Genomic DNA, 15,556 nt, shown 5'->3' with positions numbered 1-15,556 from the left:
AGCGCACGCCCACGGGCCTTAGGAAGGATGGCAGCAGAGCGACAGAGTAGGAAACAAAGGGAAGCGGCAAGACCCTGCTTTTGCAGGATCTTGCCGCCATTGAAATCTTGGCGTCCCCAAGGGGATTTGAACCCCTGTTAGCGGCGTGAGAGGCCATCAATATAGATTCCCGCTCAATTCCCGCCCTTTCCCATCTATCCCTATAATATCCTAATTTACTGGATAAATTTCTCTCTCACCTTCCCCTTGACTCCTCCCCTGTCATCTGTATTTTTGCCTTAGCTGTTGGGTATAGTGTTGGGTACGAATTCCAGGGGGAGGTTATCGGCATGCCGGCGAAGAAACGCTTCAAGACTTCCTACCCGGGCGTCTACTACGTCGAGGGGCAGGCCGTGGCCACGGGGAAGCCCGAGCGGATTTATTACGTCATGTACCGCCGCGATGGGAAGCTCATCGAGGAAAAAGCCGGCCGCCAGTTCCAGGACGCCATGACCCCGGCCAAGGCGGCGCGGATCAGGGCGGAACGCATTGAAGGCAAGGCTCCGTCGAACAATGCCCGCCGCGAGGCCGAGGAAGCGGCCAAAGCTGCGGAGGTCGGACGCTGGACCCTGGCCAAGCTGTGGACCGAATACGCTTCCCACAAGCCGGAGAATCACGCGCTATCGACCGACCGAAGCCGCTTCGAGACGTACATCAAGCCCGCCTTCGGAGAAAAGGAGCCGGCCGAGGTTCTGACCCTGGACCTCGACCGCATGCGCTCCCGACTCCTCAAACAGGGCAAGTCCCCTCAAACCGTCAAGCACGTCCTGGCCCTGTTCAAGCGCCTTGTCCGCTTTGGCGTCAAAAAGGGCCTGTGCGACTCCCCCGACCCGCGCAAGCAGACGATCAGCATGCCACGGGTGGACAATGAGACGACGGAAGACCTCGACGCAGACGAACTGGCCCGACTTGTTCAGGCCATCGAGGACGAACCCAACATTCAGGCCGCCAACTTCATGCGGCTGGCCATGTTCACGGGCATGCGGCGCGGCGAGCTTTTCAAGCTCGAATGGCGGGACGTGGATTTCGAGCGGGGCTTCATCCATATCCGCCATCCCAAGGGCGGCAAAAGCCAGAAAATCCCCCTCAATGACGCGGCCAGGGCCGTGCTTGCGTCCCATCCCCATGTGGAAAATTCGCCCTACGTCTTCCCCGGTCAGGGCGGCAAACAGCGCGTGACCATCCAGGTCGCAAGCAACCGCATCAAGGCCCGGGCCAGCCTACCTGCGGACTTCCGGCCGCTGCACGGCCTACGCCATCTTTTCGCGTCCACGCTGGCCTCATCCGGGCAGGTGGACTTGCTGACCCTGCAAAAGCTCCTGACCCACAAAAGCCCGAACATGACCAAACGCTATTCCCACCTGCGCGACGACGCCCTCAAGCAGGCGTCCGGCGTAGCAAGCGACCTCTTGGGGAACATCGGCAAGCCTGGGGATTCCACGGGCTGCAAGGTAGTTTCCCTGGGAAAAGAGCGATGATAGAAAGGACCCAAGACCGCAAGCCGGCCATCCCCGTGATCGCTGGCGAGGAAGGTACTCCCGTGAACATCCGATACCAGACAGACGAACAAGGCAACCGCGTCGCTGTGGTCATCCCGCTTGACGAGTGGGAGGCCATTCGAGAACGCCTCTCCGGGCACGACGCCTGCGCTACTCCGATTGAAGACTTCGGCATGACCCCTGCCGAGGGCAAGGAAACGCGGTCCCGCCTGGAAGCCTTCGCCCCGGATTGGGATTCCTCGGACATGGACGCCTACGACCATTACGACGACGCGAGAAAGAACCTTGAAACGCGGTGACGTGGCCCTTGCCGTCTTCCCCAACACAGACGGCCTGACGGCCAAGTTGCGGCCTGTCGTCATCATTCAGGCGGACGGACTGGACACGGGTTTGCCACAAGTCCTGGTCGCCATGGTGACAAGCAACCTGCGCCGACAGGGGAAGCCCTATCGGGTGTTCATCCCCCTGGCCAGCGCCGAGGGCCGGGCATCGGGGCTGCTCTCCGATTCCGTGGTCATGGCCGATTGTGTGGCGACGATTGCGGTCAAGGCCGTCAACCGGGTCATTGGCCGCATGGGCCGGGAGGCCCTGGACCGCGCCTTGAAGGTGACGCTGGACCTGTAGCCGCCATGTCAAGGTCCAACCCAAGGAAGGCCACTACATGGGCATTCAATATTTGACGGATGAATCAGGACAGAAGACGGCCGTTGTCATCCCCCTTGACGAATGGGAAGCCCTGCAAGCCGAATTGCGCGGGGAGGCCCTGCTCTCCGCCAGCGATGAAGAGGACCGCCGCGAAGCCTATGACGCGCTGGCGCGGGGCGAGGCGTTGGACCTCGGCCGGGCCATGGCCGATTGGTAGCCGCCATGGGGCGTGCACTGGTCATCAGCAAAAAAGCCAACGCCTTCATTGTGTCCCTGCCCGAATCGCAACGGAAGAAAATCAAGGAGGCCGTCACACGGCTCCTGGCCGGCGACTTCGAGGGCTTGGACATAAAGAAGTTGCAACCGCATCCCCATGACTTTCGGCTCCGGGTGAGCGGGGTGCGAATCCTGTTCACCTCGGAACCCGAACGCCTTTTTATCTTCAAAGCCGGGCTTCGGGGCGATGTGTACAAATAGAAAGTCATTCCTGAAATTGCCCTGGGCCTCCTCCCCACAACCAACGGCCGTGTCCCGTTGTGGTCTGGTCTTGGGCAACTCCGATGGCTCATAAAAAATCCACTGTATACAGAAACGTCCTTCCAAGCATTCGTCGCACGGAATGGCTCCAAGGGTTCAACCCCTGAGTTGCCTTCCGGTTGTGTTGCCCTAGCCGACTACGCAGCCATACGACGACTCAGCCAACGTAGCGCGCCATTGGCCGCAAGAATAGCACCGTGTCGAAAGGTGCCTTCACGTGGCAATAGACCTGGAGACCGCAGGCTACTCCCAGCCATGCCTCACCGCCTCAGGGATGGTTCTTGACTCTTGAAGAGTGCTGTTTTGCGTGGTACGTCAATGGATCAACGACTATGATGGAATTCGTTTAGTGACGCTTAATGATAGCTTATGAAGCTTATCATATTGCCGCGTGGCAAAAAAAGTATCGGGATCGAAACTTTTACAAGATTATTCCCAAGGCTGTTTATAAATATAATTATCAAACAAAATCAGCATGTTAGTTTATTTAGAAACGAAAACCGGACCATCCGTAACCATATAAAATGATTAGAAAATAACCGGTGGTTCTAGCCCGGCAGCCCCCTTGACGATCCTTCGAAACCCGATAGGATTTTAAAGAAGGGAGTGCGAGTCCGTAGCCCGCAAAAGGAATACGGCCACTTTTCACGTAACAGACTGGAATAAATTTATAAATTTTACAACCTCACCACAGCCCAGAAGTCTTCCCGAAAATAGCCAGGGATTTCAGGGGAGAAGAAGACCAGTCCGCCCCCGCAAGAAACTCACTGAGAAGCCCAAAAGAGGGGACGCCGACCAATGAAGGAAACAGGAACCCGTCAAGTGGAAATCAAATAAAAAAACCGGGGCGAGGAAGTTCTTCCAGGCCCCGGCGGACTCGATGCGGACGGAAGCGCCAACTTCCGACAGCCCATACCAAGTGGTATACACAGCCTGAGCTGTACCGCACCTGCCCGCCCCCCGCAAGAACTTCGTAGCCACTTGTCTACCCTTGTCACCTCTGGGCATCTGCCTTGACAGGTGAACGGGAGCTTGTGCCCTCGCCCCCAAGCATCCCTTTTGGGGGAGAATCCATGACCCATTCTCAGATCTTCGGGGAGAAGGAAGCCGCTGCTTACGCCAAGGTGTCGGTGAAGACGCTGCAAGCCCGCCGGGCTGCGCACAAGGCCCCGCCCTACCTCAAGGTCGGACGGTCTGTCCGCTATCTCAAGGAAGACCTGGACGCCTTTCTCGCCAGTTGCCGCGTTGACCCCGAGGCCAGGAACTAGGGGGGGTGACGATGCGACATGAGAAAGCCTCTGCCAGGATTGGCCAGGGCAAGAAAAGTGTCGTGGAAAGCTTCCGTTCCACCCTTTGGGCCGCCATCGTCAAATTCTTTGTCCTGCTGGCCGCCATCGGCCGGGCCGGGGGTGCACGATGACTATCCCCAGCACCATGCCCCCCATCCCCGACGTTACTCCCGTCGCCGTCAGCATGCTTGAGCACGCCCTCAAGTATGCTGCGAGCGGTAAGTCCGTCTTTCCCTGTTGGGAGCGCGACGAAACCGAGGCCGAATATCAGGCTCGGCTGTCCACCATGCCCGAGGACAAGAGGGCAGCGGCGAAGAGGTGGGAAGCCAAGAACCCCCGCGTTGCCGGTGGATTCAAAGCCGCAACCACGGATGAGTCCAAGATTCTCTTTTGGTGGCAGCGGTGGCCGGACGCGGCAATCGGATGCCCGACCGGCCCGGCCCTCGGCGCTTGGGTGCTCGACGTGGACTTACCAAAAATCCCCGGCGAACCAGACGGACGCGATACCCTGGCCCGGCTTGAGGCTGACCACGGGGCGTTGCCAGCGACCGTGACACAGCGCACGGGCAGCGGTGGAGAACAACGGTTCTTCAAATGGTCGCCAGACGGGCCGGAGATCAAAAACACAGGCAGCAAAATCGGTCCCAAGCTCGATACCCGGGGGGCTGGTGGCTATGTCATTATGCCCCCGTCCCTGCACCCGGCCGGCAACCGCTATGCCTGGACCAGTAATGGCGTGGAACTGGCCGAAGCCCCGGCATGGCTGATCGAGCTTATCCTCGTCAAGCCGACCCCTGAGCCCCGGATGGAGCGTCAGGCCTCGACCAGGACCGCAACAGGCTACGGACGGGCTGCGCTTGAAGCCGAGGCGTCAAAGGTAGCCTCTGCGCCTCAGGGCCAGCGCAACGGGACGCTGAACGCCGCCGCCTATTCCTTGGGCCAGCTTGTCGCTGGGGGAGTGCTGGACCAGGGAGAGGTGGAGAGCGCCTTGCTCGACGCCGCCAATGCCGCCGGCCTGACCGATGGAGAGGCGCGGGCCACGATCCGCAGCGGCATGACGGCCGGAGAGAAGGAGCCGAGGGCCGCACCCACTCCGGCCCCCAAACCCGTTTCGAGAAATTGCGACAGCGACACCTGCGACAGTTGCGACAGTTGGCAGGAGCTGGAACCGCTTACCGTGGACACGGGTTCGCGACCATACCCGTTGGACGCGCTGCCGACCAATATTCGGGCCGCCGTGGCCGCCGTGATCGGATATGTGCAGTGTCCGCCGGCCCTGGCCGCCATGTCCGCGCTTTCCGTCCTCTCTCTAGTCGGTCAGGGCATGGCCAACGTGCGCCGAGGCCCGCGACTAGAGGGGCCGTGTTCCTTGTTTTTGCTTGGCCTGGGGGAAAGCGGAGAGCGTAAAACCACCTGCGACACGGCGTTCGTCGCTCCGATCCGCCTGTGGCAGGGCCACAAGCAGGACGAGGCTTCGCCCCGTGTCATCGCCCATGCGGCGGATGTGCGCTCTTGGGAAGCTGAGCGGCGGGGCATTGAGGAAGCCCTCAAAAATGCGGCCAAGGCCGGCAAACCGACTGACGAATTGCGCGCAAGGATGCGTTGTGTGGAATCGGACAGGCCGCAAGCGCCCCGTATTCCCCGCCTGTTTTATTCCGACGTGACCATAGAACGCCTGCGGGCCAAATTGGCCGAAGTCTGGCCAAGCGCCGGACTTGTTACTGCCGAGGGAGGCATTGTCTTCGGCGCGCACGCCATGAACGCGGACAACATCATGCGGACCATGGGCGCTATCAATGTCTTGTGGGATGGCGGCCGGTTGGAGGTGGACCGCGTGACCAACGGCGACTTGGTTGTGGAGTCCGCCCGCCTGACGGTCTCGCTCTTTGTCCAGCCGGATGTGATCCAGACGTTTATGGATAAAAACGCGGCCCTGGCCCGTGGTTCCGGTTGGCTGGCCCGTGCTCTGCTGGCCCACCCCGAATCGACACAAGGCAATCGGCCCTTCCAGGATGCCCCGGACGATTGCCCGCCGATTGCCGCCTTTCACGCCCGCCTCTCTCACATGCTCGATGCCATGCCCCTTCCCAACGCGGCCGGGGGCCTGGACCTGCCGTTGCTCGACCTCTCGCCCGAAGCCAAGCGCATATGGGTGGATTTTTACAACGCCATCGAGGTGGAGCTGCGGGCGGGGGGCGAATTTGCCGACGTGAAGGACGTGGCTTCCAAGACCGCCGACAACGCCGCCCGGATGGCCTGCCTGTTTCATCTGTTTGAAACAGGTCCCCATGGGCAAATCGGCGAATCGCACCTGGAGGGTGCCGCCGCCATTGCCGCTTGGCATCTGTACGAGGCCCGGCGTTTTTTTGGTGAGATAGCGCTCCCGCCCGAATTGAACGCGGCCGTCAAACTCGATGAATGGTTGCGGCGATACTGCCGCACCAACGGCGTACCGGCTGTCCCGACACGAGACGTTGCCCGACTTGGGCCTTACCGGGTGCGGCCGGAAAAGACTTTCCATGCAGCCATGGAGGTCTTGAAGGGCTTGGGCCGCGCCCGTTTGACGAGAGACGGCCGGCGCAAGCTGGTTCAGGTCAACCCGGCTCTGCTTGGGGGTGGTCGGTAATGCTGCGAGAACTGATTTCCAGATTCACCAGCCCGGGTCCGCCTCCGCCTGTCCTGTCGCAAGTGTCGCAACGCCCGCGAATCCTTCTTGCGAAGCCCGCAACTGTCGCAAAAGTCGCAACTGTCGCTGTCGCAATAGTTGAGAACTCCAAAATCAAGGGCACTGGTCAGACGGGGGTGGAGAGCAAGGAGGCTTCGGCCCTTGCCCCCGAGACGGGCCTTGACTGGTTGCCGGGCCCGCCCACCGATGACGGATCAGACGTGGCGGACTGGTCGGCCAGCTTCGACCTGTGCGACGTATGCCGCTCTTACGGCGTGCGAATCGTGCGGGCCTGCGAACGCATCCTTGCGGTCTACCCGCCCTCCCTCAACGCTGACATGGTCGATTACGCCGAGGGATTACTCGACGACGCCCGGTCCTCCCTTGCCGCCCATAGGGACAAGCTGCCGCATCTGACGCCGGCCGATGCCGCGACCGCCATCAACGAAATCATGCGCCAGCACAGGGGGCTTCGGTTTTGCCGGGGCGACGACGGGAGCCGATGGCCGCTCTATCCGACGACCTGGACCGCCGGCCAGAAGGCGACCGTGCAAAGCCTTTGGCTGGTGGCGGGCGATGCCCTGGACGCGGATTCCTTCGAGAGGGTGGAACCGTGAAAATCATCTGCGACACCAGGGAGCAAACGGCCCGGCAGGTCCAGCGATAGGAGCAACCGACGATGACCAAGAAGTCGAAAAAGATCCCGGCCCCGACTCCAGCCGTGGAGCCAACGCCGATGACCCAAGCCGAGACGGAACGCTACGAGGCGTTTATGACGCGCCGGCAGACTACGCCCAAAGCTGTGAAGTTCGTGGTGAAGGAAGGCAAGAGTGGTAATGGCTCCGTGACGCAAGATATGGCACATGGGCCAGAAAATGCCCTGGCGGCTTTTTCTGCGGCGGCTGGCTCGGTTGACTCTGACTTTTGCTGTAGGCTCATCAACCAAGCGGTAAATGCTTCAACAACTGGTGGCCTTGATACTGTAGGGCATTCCAACGCCATAGCAGCCACCATGACCGGGCTTGCACCGCAAAACGAGTTGGAAGGGATGTTGGCAGCCCAAATGACCGCTTGCCACAACGCGGCCATGGAGTGCTTGCGGCGTGCCTGCGTGAAGGATCAGACGTTCGAGGGGCGCAAGATGAACATGACCTTCGCGGACCGGTTCCTGCGGACCTTCGCCGTCCAGGTGGAAGCCCTCGGCAAATACCGCAAGGGCGGCCAGCAGAAGGTGGTGGTCGAGCATGTCCACGTCTACCCGGGCGGCCAAGCCATTGTCGGCAACGTCAACCAGACACCCGGGGGGGAGGGGGCAGAGCATGGAAATGACGGATCAACCCCATGTCAGCAAGCCCTTGCCGCACAACCCGACGCCATCCCGCGTCGACTTGGCGACGGTCAGGCAATGCTCTGCCCGGTCCAAAAGGACGGGGGAGCCCTGCCGGCAACCGGCCATGGCGAACGGTAAATGCAGGTTTCACGGCGGCAAGAGCACAGGCGCGCCTCGGGGGAACCGGAATGCCTGGAAGCATGGCGGCTATTCCGTCGAGGCCCAAGGGCATCGCCAGGAACTACGGCAACTGTTGCGAGAAGCCCGGCAAGCCCTGGACGACATGGAGGAAATGCAAAGGTAGGCGGCGGGTCCTTCCTGGCGGTTTTCAAGCGGATGCGCGGAGGCGCGATTTCTGCCCAGGCACAGAATGAAAAAAACAGTTGAATGTTGACACCCGAGCCGGGGCGAAAATTGAACAAAGTTCAACCGGCTGAAAATCCGCATGGTGTCTATGTTTCAGGGCGATTCAGAGACCGGGAAAGTGTGTTTTTTGCTTATGATTTGGGAAATATTTCGGAGGTGCTGACGTGGGCGGATTTGGAAGCGGACGGCCCGGCTGGCGGCCCATTGCCGAGCACATGCTGCGTCTGGACGTGCGCCGGCTTTATCGCGAGGGCTGGCTACGCCCAGGGCTGGCCTTCACATTGAAATGGTCATGGCGCGATGAGCCTGCCGGAAATATCAACATCGTCACCAATACCGATTCCATCCGCCTCATTTACACGCACGGCAGCGGCGAGAACCGCGAGGCCATGGACTATGCCGTGAATTTGGACCGGACCCCCTGCCACTACGGGGGGACGCGGACGTGGTTCCTCTGTCCTCGCTGTGGCCGGCGGGTTGGCGTCCTGTTTGGCGGCAAGCGGTTCCTGTGCCGATACTGCCAGGACGTAGCCTACGCCGTCGAGAACGAGAACAAATTGGACCGATTGCTGCGGCGGTCAAACAAGCTGCGGGAGAGGGTCAAAGCCAGGGCTGGCACGGCGTACCCGGTCACGTTTAAGCCCAAGGGGATGCACCAACGCACCTTTGACCGTATCAGGTGGGAAATTCAGGAACTCGAAGCGGGCTTTTGGCTGGCTGCGGCTGAAAAGTTCAATTTCACGGTCTGACTTGTCGTCCCGGGCGGCCCGGGGCTGCATGGGGATCACAGGCACTTCCAGGCCCTCTACCATCTCTGCCTTGCGGGGAAAGTGGTCACTCCGAAGTCGCCACATGGGTAGCCAGGCAATTCTTCACGCCAGGGTGGCGACTGCCGGGATGGGGGGGGGTAAAAAGTCTGGTCCCCTCCCCCTGCAAACCGACATGGCCCAATCACACACAGTTTTGGTCTGATTTTGGGGTGCTTTTTCTCGCCTCGGTCCTACCCACGCGGACCAGGGCAACGGGGTAGGCGCGGGGCCTCATGCCAAAAGGACCTGATCTGACTTGCCGGCCGCCCATGAGGCCTTGGCGGGCATTCCCGGCTGACAGCCGTGAGCCTATTGGGTATGACCCTGCCCATCCGTCAACGCTTTAAAAATCGGAATATTCCTGCCCCATGCCTACCCTGACCTGGCTTACCCGCGAAGAGGATTTGAAGGCCGCCGGCCGCGCCCCCTATCGGCTGTTGGAACCCGTGGAAACCTACGGCGACCCCGACACGGAGAATATGTTGATCCAGGGCGATAACCTGGAAGCGTTGAAGGCGCTGTTGCCGTATTATGCGGGAAAGGTGAAGTGCATTTATATTGATCCACCATACAACACAAAAAGTGCATTTGAACATTACGACGACAACATAGAGCACACTACGTGGATTTCAATGATTTATTCCCGCCTAGAACTGTTACGAGATCTTTTGTCTGAAGATGGAAGTATATGGATTTCTATTGACGACCACGAAGGACATTATCTTAAAGTATTGATGGACGAAATATTTGGTAGACAAAATTTTTATACAACATTCATTTGGCAAAAAGTCGATAGCCCAAACGACAACAAAGTCCCCATAACTCCCGATCACGAATTTATTTTATGCTACGAAAAAAGCAAGGATACTGCCATTTTCTTAAAAAAAGGGGATATATCCGTACTGAATGCATATTCAAGCACTGACCAAAATGGGAAACGATATAGAGACAGATTACTAAAAAAGAACGGAAAGAATAGCTTGAGACAAGATCGTCCAACGATGTTCTATCCTCTACAAGCGCCAGACGGAACAACAGTATACCCAATCCATGACGACGGAAGAGAAGCGAACTGGGCTTACGGGAAATATAGCGTAAATAAAATGATTGAGAATGGGACCTTAATATGGAAACAGCGCAACAAAAACGGTAACAATGTATGGGTGCCTTACACTAGAGAATTTGCACCCACAAATCCAGAACGTCCTCACCCAACAATTCTTCTTGATGTAAAAACGACACGTCAAGCAAAATCTCATCAACGAATGGTATTACCCAATGCACAACAATTTGACACAATCAAACCGGAACAGCTAATCCAGCGAATCTTTGAGATTGCATCAACTCAAAACGATCTCGTTCTTGACTCCTTCCTCGGTTCCGGCACAACCGCCGCCGTTGCCCACAAGATGGGCCGTCGCTACATCGGCGTGGAAATCGGCGACCATGCCGTGACGCACTGCATCCCGCGCCTGCAAAAAGTCATTGAGGGCGAACAGGGTGGCATATCCGAAGCCATAAACTGGCAGGGCGGCGGCGGCTTTCGCTTCTACCGCCTGGGTGAAACCGTCTTTGACGAAACCGGCGGCATACGCGCCGGCATCGCCTATGACCACTTGGCCGCCCATATCTTCTTTTCTGAAACCGGCACGCCGCTCCATGCCCCGGCCGACGCGCCGCTGCTTGGCGTCCACAAGGGAGTGGCCTACTACCTGCTTTACAACGGTGTGCTTGGCGACAAGCGGGCCAGCAGCGGCAACGCCCTGACCTCGAAAATCCTGGCCGGAATGCCGCCCCACGACGGCCCCAAAGTCATATACGGCGAACGCACACTTCTTGCCGCGTCCCGCATGGACGAACTGCGCATCACCTTCAAGCATACCCCCTACGACATCAAAGGGCGCTGACATGTTCACCCTCAAGAAATACCAGGAAGAAGCCCTAGAAGCCCTGAAAACGTTTCTGGCCCAGGCCCGCCTTATTGGCCCTGGCGAGGCGTTTGCCCGCTACGTGGCCGACAACCGCACCGACCGCAGGCCGCAGCGGTACAGCCCGATAAAAGGGCTGGAAGACGTTCCCTACGTCTGTCTGCGCGTCCCGACCGGCGGCGGAAAAACCTTTCTGGCCGCCCAAAGCGTCGGCATCGCCGCCAGCAACTCCATGGACCGGGACTATCCCCTCGTGCTCTGGCTGGCCCCGACCACAACCATACGGAAACAAACCGCCGATGCCCTCAAAAACCCTTCCCACCCCTGCCGCCAAGCCCTGAACGCCGCCTTTGGCCTGGACCGGGTGGCCGTGTTCGACATTGCCGACGTCAACAACATACGGCCCAAAGACCTCACCGACAAAGTGTGCATTGTCGTGGCGACCTACCAAACGCTGCGAATCAGCGACGCCAACAAGGAGAAGCGCAAGGTCTACGGCCACAACGAGAATTTCGAGGCGCATTTCAAGGCGTTCCCAAACACGGCTCCCGGCCTGGACCGCGACCCCAAGTCAGGGCAAGTCCTTTATTCTTTCGTCAACCTCATGCACCAGATGGGGCCGCTGGTCATAGCCGACGAAGCGCACAAGGCGATTTCCGACCTCTCCGAGGAAATGCTTCGCCGCATCAATCCGGCCTGCATCCTGGAATTCACGGCAACGCCCGTCGAGAGCAACATTCTCTTTCGCGCCTACGCCTCCCAGCTCAAAGCCGAAGAAATGGTCAAGCTGCCGTTCGCCCTCTCCGTCCATACCGATTGGGCGCAAGCCATTGCCCGGGCCATAGAAGACCTGAAAGGCCTGCAAAAAATCGCGGCAGATGACCCGGAATATATCCGCCCCATCATGCTCATCCAGGCACAGCCCAAAAATCAGGAACAAACAGCGGAAGTCATCAAACGGCATTTGATCGACAACGAAGGCATACCGGAATCCGAAATTGCCATTGTCACGGGCGAACAACGGGAACTTGACGACATCAATCTCTTCAACAAAACGCAGACAATCAATTACATCATAACGGTTGAAGCGCTCAAGGAAGGATGGGACTGCTCTTTCGCCTATATTCTTTGCTCGCTTAAAAACACCAAATCAGAAATCGACGTTGAACAGTTGCTTGGCCGCGTCATGCGGATGCCCTACGCCAAGCGACGCCAGGACGAAAGTCTCAACAAAGCCTATGCCCATGTCCTTTCCCAGGCTTTCCAGAATGCGGAAACCGACATGTACGACCACCTCACCCACATGGGTTTCAGCGAGGAGGAAGCCGCCGCGTTCATAGAGGTTCGGCCGGTCCTTCCCGGCGTGAATCCCTACGACACTCCGCTGTGGCGGGAAGTGCCGACCTTGACCTTGCCCCTGGTCAAGGAACCGTGCCTGGACGATCTTCCCGATGACATCCGCAAAGGCGTCAGCCTCAAGCGGCAACCAGACGGCAGCTTTATGCTGCGCACGGAAGTCGCCATGCCCCGGGAAGTCGAGGAACGCCTCATTGCCGCCAATCCCAAGATGGAGACGCAGATTCGCCGTAGCGTGGCCATGCACCGGGCTAATATTCGCCACCGCCAGGAGCGAACGCCCAGCCCGTCCGAGCAGCGCAAACCGTTCGCCATCCCGCTTATGCTCTTTGACTGCCTCGGGGACATGGAAGAGCCAACGCCCCGGGCGATACTCTATGCCGCCGGCTGGTCGCCGAGAAACGTGGATGCGCGACTTCGACCGGATGAATTTCGCTACGACGACTCCGCCCGCACCTTCCTCTTCGACCTTGAGGGCGAACAGATGAAATATCACGAGGTCAACCGGCAGGAGCAATATTCCCTGCTTGCCGGCTCGACGGATTGGGACGCGTTGCGCCTGTCCCGGTGGCTGGACGAACACTGCCGCCAGGAAGACATCTTGCAGCCGGACATGATGGATTTTTGTCGTCGTTGCGTGGAATCCCTGCTCAGTCGCGGCGACTTCGACATAACGACGCTGACCCGGGCAAAGTACGCCCTGGCGACCGCCCTAAAAGGGAAACTCGGCAAGCTGCGTCTGGAAGCCTTGAAGGCCGGCCATCGAACGCTGCTTTTCGACGTGAAAGCCAAGGTCGAGGTCTCCCTCGATTACGCCCACAAGTTCCCCGTCCACTCCTACGCCGAAAACGCCCCTGCCTATACCGGACACTATGCCTTCCAAAAGCATTATTATCCGGTTGTTCGCGACCTCAAATCCATAGGCGAAGAACACGATTGCGCAAAGGTTATCGACCGTCACCCTGAAGTGCTGTGGTGGGTGCGCAACGTGGACAGGAAACCGGGCTCCTTCAGCCTGCCCATTTCAAACGGCCACAACTTTTACCCGGATTTCGTCGCCAAGCTCAAGGACGGCCGCATCCTTATCGTGGAATACAAGGGCAAACCCTTTTTGAATGAGGACACCCGGGAGAAGGAAAACATGGGCCAGCTCTGGGAAGAAAAAAGCCAGGGGAAAGGACTTTTCCTCCTGGCCACCTGGATGGACGCGGAAGGCCGGCACACGCAGCGGCAGATTGACGAGAAAATCCGCCTCGAAAAATAGCGCGCCTGCCCCCTGCCGCGCCGATCATGCCCGCCCTGACCGGCGGATTTTTTTATCGCCATGGTCGAGAGCGTTGGCGCAGTCGCCGCCCTGGGCGGGGTCTCAAATGCTGGAGTGTGTTGGGTATAGTGTTGGGTAAGAAAAAAGGGTTTACGGTATTTCTACCATAAACCCTTGAACTTACTTGGCGTCCCCAAGGGGATTTGAACCCCTGTTAGCGGCGTGAGAGGCCGATTTATACGCCATACCTTTGAATTTCCTCAACTTTCTTGCTATACAGTCCTTCTCCAAAATTCTCATCTTAGGAGAGGTGTATGGCTACTATTTCTGATGCCTGGGAACTTTATGCTAACCTTGTTCTGTCATCTAGTCCAGCGTATTGTATCCGAACCGAGACAGGAAGATGGAACAATCACATCGTAAAATACTTCGGATCTACTCATCTTGTCGAAAATATTACGAACAAAAACTTGCTTTCTTTTAGGGCAGCTCTTGTCAAAAAGCGTCTAAGCCCTCAAACTATCACACACTGCCTTTCACTATTGCGGCGTGTATTACATCGTGCCCAGCAATGGGACCTTCTCGATGCCAAGCTACCAAATTTCGACATGCCAAAATTTGACAACAAGCGTGTCCGCTTTTTAACAAAATCAGAGGCGAATACGTTACTCGTAGAACTTTCGCTAAAATCTCAACTTTGGCACGACATTAGTTTGTTAGCACTTCATACTGGCTTACGAGCAGGAGAAATTTTTTCATTACGCCCGAGTCATTTCGATCAACCAAATTCAGCACTATACATCTTCGAAACAAAATCCAATAGGAATAGAAGCATTCCTCTTAACGCAACTGCACGGCATATCCTAAAGGCGAATTGCGCGGGCAGTACAGATTTTGTCTTCAAAGAACATGATCGGCAAATAAAAAATGTAAACCGGATCTTTTCAACTGCCGTTCAGACTTGTCAATTTAACACGCCGACCCAAGATCGGCGTCAACGGGTTGTATTTCATACATTAAGGCATACTTTCGCCAGTTGGCTTGTCCAGGCTGGCACACCATTAATCGTAGTCAGTCAGCTACTGGGGCACAAAAGCCTTCAGATGACCTCAAGATATGCCCACCTAGCCCCGACCCAGGGGGCAACTGCCGTTAAGGCCTTAGAACAGTTTGTCGATTATGTCAATATAGGCGGCCCGCTCTAACAACTTTTTGCCCCATCCACTTGAATCTACAGGTGGATGGGCAAATAATCGATACAGGCAGTTTACTGTGCTTCTTCGGCCAGAACCGAAAAAAAGCGCCAAAGCCAAAGATTAAAGCGCTTTACCATGTGAGCGACGATCACTGCGATTCCGAGGAAAACCAGCCCCCCTCGCCCTCCAAGCGGCCAAGCCGGATGCTTAAAGCCATAACATTCTTGAAGCACTGCAAGGACAATCGCCAACATCGTACAACAGGAGGAGAACAGCATAAAGCCTGGGCTTTTACACTGGAGTCCAAAATATATAAAGATCAACCCAATACAAAAAATGATAAACGAAATTGCAAATATTGTCCCGAATGTTGACAAATAGTAAGTGATTCCTCCGAATACGACTAATAAAAATATAATTCCCCCGGCAAAAAATCCTTCAATAAAAGCCACCTTCCACCTCCGAGCTGACTTACAAATTGAATCTGTTAAGCCCTCCGCCAACAACATAAAATTCTCAGATGCAAACTCAATATGTCACTATATGTCACTACATGTCAACACAAATTGTCTTTTATCCCACATTTTTAGATTGAATTTCTTCTTAAAATCTCCAGATGATTTGTCACTAGAG

Annotated in this window: 15 protein-coding genes and 2 tRNA genes; 14 read left to right on the top strand and 3 right to left on the bottom strand. The window is 57.3% G+C overall.

What is annotated here, in order from left to right; genetic code table 11:
* Positions 1–108: 108 nt before the first annotated feature.
* Positions 109–181: transfer RNA gene (locus tag DFW101_RS19570), tRNA-Glu, on the bottom strand.
* Positions 182–329: 148 nt separating this feature from the next.
* On the opposite strand from DFW101_RS19570, the gene DFW101_RS14265 reads away from it, so the two are divergent.
* The 13 genes from DFW101_RS14265 to DFW101_RS14205 all read left to right on the top strand — a co-directional run bounded on the left by DFW101_RS14265 (position 330) and on the right by DFW101_RS14205 (position 13,727).
* Positions 330–1,517 (top strand): tyrosine-type recombinase/integrase, encoded by a 1,188-nt coding sequence (locus DFW101_RS14265; protein WP_009182236.1) that lies wholly within the window; start codon positions 330–332, stop codon positions 1,515–1,517.
* Between the two features lie 62 nt (positions 1,518–1,579).
* Positions 1,580–1,837 carry a hypothetical protein gene (locus DFW101_RS14260; protein WP_157137652.1) on the top strand — a complete coding sequence of 86 codons (258 nt, stop codon included), beginning with the start codon at positions 1,580–1,582 and terminating at the stop codon, positions 1,835–1,837.
* Positions 1,824–2,162, top strand: a complete 339-nt coding sequence (locus DFW101_RS14255; RefSeq protein WP_009182234.1) for a type II toxin-antitoxin system PemK/MazF family toxin — start codon at positions 1,824–1,826, stop codon at positions 2,160–2,162. The genes DFW101_RS14260 and DFW101_RS14255 overlap by 14 nt, the downstream gene beginning before the upstream one ends.
* Positions 2,163–2,199: 37 nt before the next feature.
* Positions 2,200–2,400: a hypothetical protein gene (locus DFW101_RS14250; protein WP_009182233.1), complete on the top strand. Its 201-nt coding sequence runs from the start codon at positions 2,200–2,202 to the stop codon at positions 2,398–2,400.
* A gap of 5 nt (positions 2,401–2,405) precedes the next feature.
* Complete coding sequence (locus DFW101_RS14245) at positions 2,406–2,660, top strand: type II toxin-antitoxin system RelE family toxin (protein WP_009182232.1); 255 nt, start codon at positions 2,406–2,408, stop codon at positions 2,658–2,660.
* Between the two features lie 1,133 nt (positions 2,661–3,793).
* Positions 3,794–3,988, top strand: coding sequence for a helix-turn-helix domain-containing protein (locus DFW101_RS14240; protein WP_009182231.1), 195 nt, complete (start codon positions 3,794–3,796; stop codon positions 3,986–3,988).
* Between the two features lie 205 nt (positions 3,989–4,193).
* A complete protein-coding gene (locus tag DFW101_RS18700; protein WP_198285075.1) occupies positions 4,194–6,635 on the top strand; it encodes a DUF3987 domain-containing protein in 2,442 nt (813 codons plus the stop codon).
* Positions 6,636–6,895: 260 nt separating this feature from the next.
* Entirely contained in the window at positions 6,896–7,291 is a 396-nt protein-coding gene (locus tag DFW101_RS14225) for a hypothetical protein (RefSeq protein ID WP_050805042.1), read from the top strand.
* Between the two features lie 62 nt (positions 7,292–7,353).
* On the top strand, positions 7,354–8,142 hold the full coding sequence (locus tag DFW101_RS19565; protein ID WP_009182228.1) for a hypothetical protein: 789 nt from the start codon (positions 7,354–7,356) through the stop codon (positions 8,140–8,142).
* Complete coding sequence (locus DFW101_RS20300; RefSeq protein WP_419187166.1) at positions 8,030–8,308, top strand: HGGxSTG domain-containing protein; 279 nt, start codon at positions 8,030–8,032, stop codon at positions 8,306–8,308. Before DFW101_RS19565 ends, DFW101_RS20300 begins: the two co-directional genes overlap by 113 nt.
* A 226-nt stretch (positions 8,309–8,534) precedes the next feature.
* Positions 8,535–9,119 (top strand): hypothetical protein, encoded by a 585-nt coding sequence (locus DFW101_RS14215; protein ID WP_009182227.1) that lies wholly within the window; start codon positions 8,535–8,537, stop codon positions 9,117–9,119.
* A gap of 428 nt (positions 9,120–9,547) precedes the next feature.
* Entirely contained in the window at positions 9,548–11,086 is a 1,539-nt protein-coding gene (locus DFW101_RS14210; protein WP_009182226.1) for a site-specific DNA-methyltransferase, read from the top strand.
* A 1-nt stretch (position 11,087) separates the two neighbouring features.
* Positions 11,088–13,727: a DEAD/DEAH box helicase gene (locus DFW101_RS14205; RefSeq protein WP_009182225.1), complete on the top strand. Its 2,640-nt coding sequence runs from the start codon at positions 11,088–11,090 to the stop codon at positions 13,725–13,727.
* Positions 13,728–13,912: 185 nt separating this feature from the next.
* Here DFW101_RS14205 and DFW101_RS19560 read toward each other — a convergent pair.
* A tRNA-OTHER gene (locus DFW101_RS19560) sits at positions 13,913–13,975 on the bottom strand.
* 66 nt (positions 13,976–14,041) lie between these two features.
* Between DFW101_RS19560 and DFW101_RS19175 the strand changes: the two genes are divergently transcribed.
* Complete coding sequence (locus DFW101_RS19175) at positions 14,042–14,932, top strand: tyrosine-type recombinase/integrase (RefSeq protein ID WP_009182224.1); 891 nt, start codon at positions 14,042–14,044, stop codon at positions 14,930–14,932.
* Positions 14,933–14,994: 62 nt separating this feature from the next.
* Here the strand turns inward: DFW101_RS19175 and DFW101_RS19555 are convergent, their stop codons facing one another.
* Complete coding sequence (locus DFW101_RS19555; protein ID WP_157137651.1) at positions 14,995–15,375, bottom strand: hypothetical protein; 381 nt, start codon at positions 15,373–15,375, stop codon at positions 14,995–14,997.
* Positions 15,376–15,556: the final 181 nt, after the last annotated feature.

This window comes from Solidesulfovibrio carbinoliphilus subsp. oakridgensis, from assembly GCF_000177215.2.
Lineage (GTDB): Bacteria > Desulfobacterota > Desulfovibrionia > Desulfovibrionales > Desulfovibrionaceae > Solidesulfovibrio > Solidesulfovibrio carbinoliphilus.
Note: the sequence above shows the minus strand (reverse complement) of the source record. Positions and strands in the feature narration are given on the sequence as shown.

What these genes read in the sequence shown, in the direction of transcription:
- DFW101_RS19175 (WP_009182224.1), top strand. Translation starts at nt 14,042, where the DNA reads ATGGCTACTATTTCTGATGCCTGGGAACTTTATGCTAACCTTGTTCTG.
- DFW101_RS14240 (WP_009182231.1), top strand. Translation starts at nt 3,794, where the DNA reads ATGACCCATTCTCAGATCTTCGGGGAGAAGGAAGCCGCTGCTTACGCC.
- DFW101_RS14245 (WP_009182232.1), top strand. Translation starts at nt 2,406, where the DNA reads ATGGGGCGTGCACTGGTCATCAGCAAAAAAGCCAACGCCTTCATTGTG.
- DFW101_RS14205 (WP_009182225.1), top strand. Translation starts at nt 11,088, where the DNA reads ATGTTCACCCTCAAGAAATACCAGGAAGAAGCCCTAGAAGCCCTGAAA.
- DFW101_RS14210 (WP_009182226.1), top strand. Translation starts at nt 9,548, where the DNA reads ATGCCTACCCTGACCTGGCTTACCCGCGAAGAGGATTTGAAGGCCGCC.
- DFW101_RS14250 (WP_009182233.1), top strand. Translation starts at nt 2,200, where the DNA reads ATGGGCATTCAATATTTGACGGATGAATCAGGACAGAAGACGGCCGTT.
- DFW101_RS18700 (WP_198285075.1), top strand. Translation starts at nt 4,194, where the DNA reads ATGCTTGAGCACGCCCTCAAGTATGCTGCGAGCGGTAAGTCCGTCTTT.
- DFW101_RS19565 (WP_009182228.1), top strand. Translation starts at nt 7,354, where the DNA reads ATGACCAAGAAGTCGAAAAAGATCCCGGCCCCGACTCCAGCCGTGGAG.
- DFW101_RS14265 (WP_009182236.1), top strand. Translation starts at nt 330, where the DNA reads ATGCCGGCGAAGAAACGCTTCAAGACTTCCTACCCGGGCGTCTACTAC.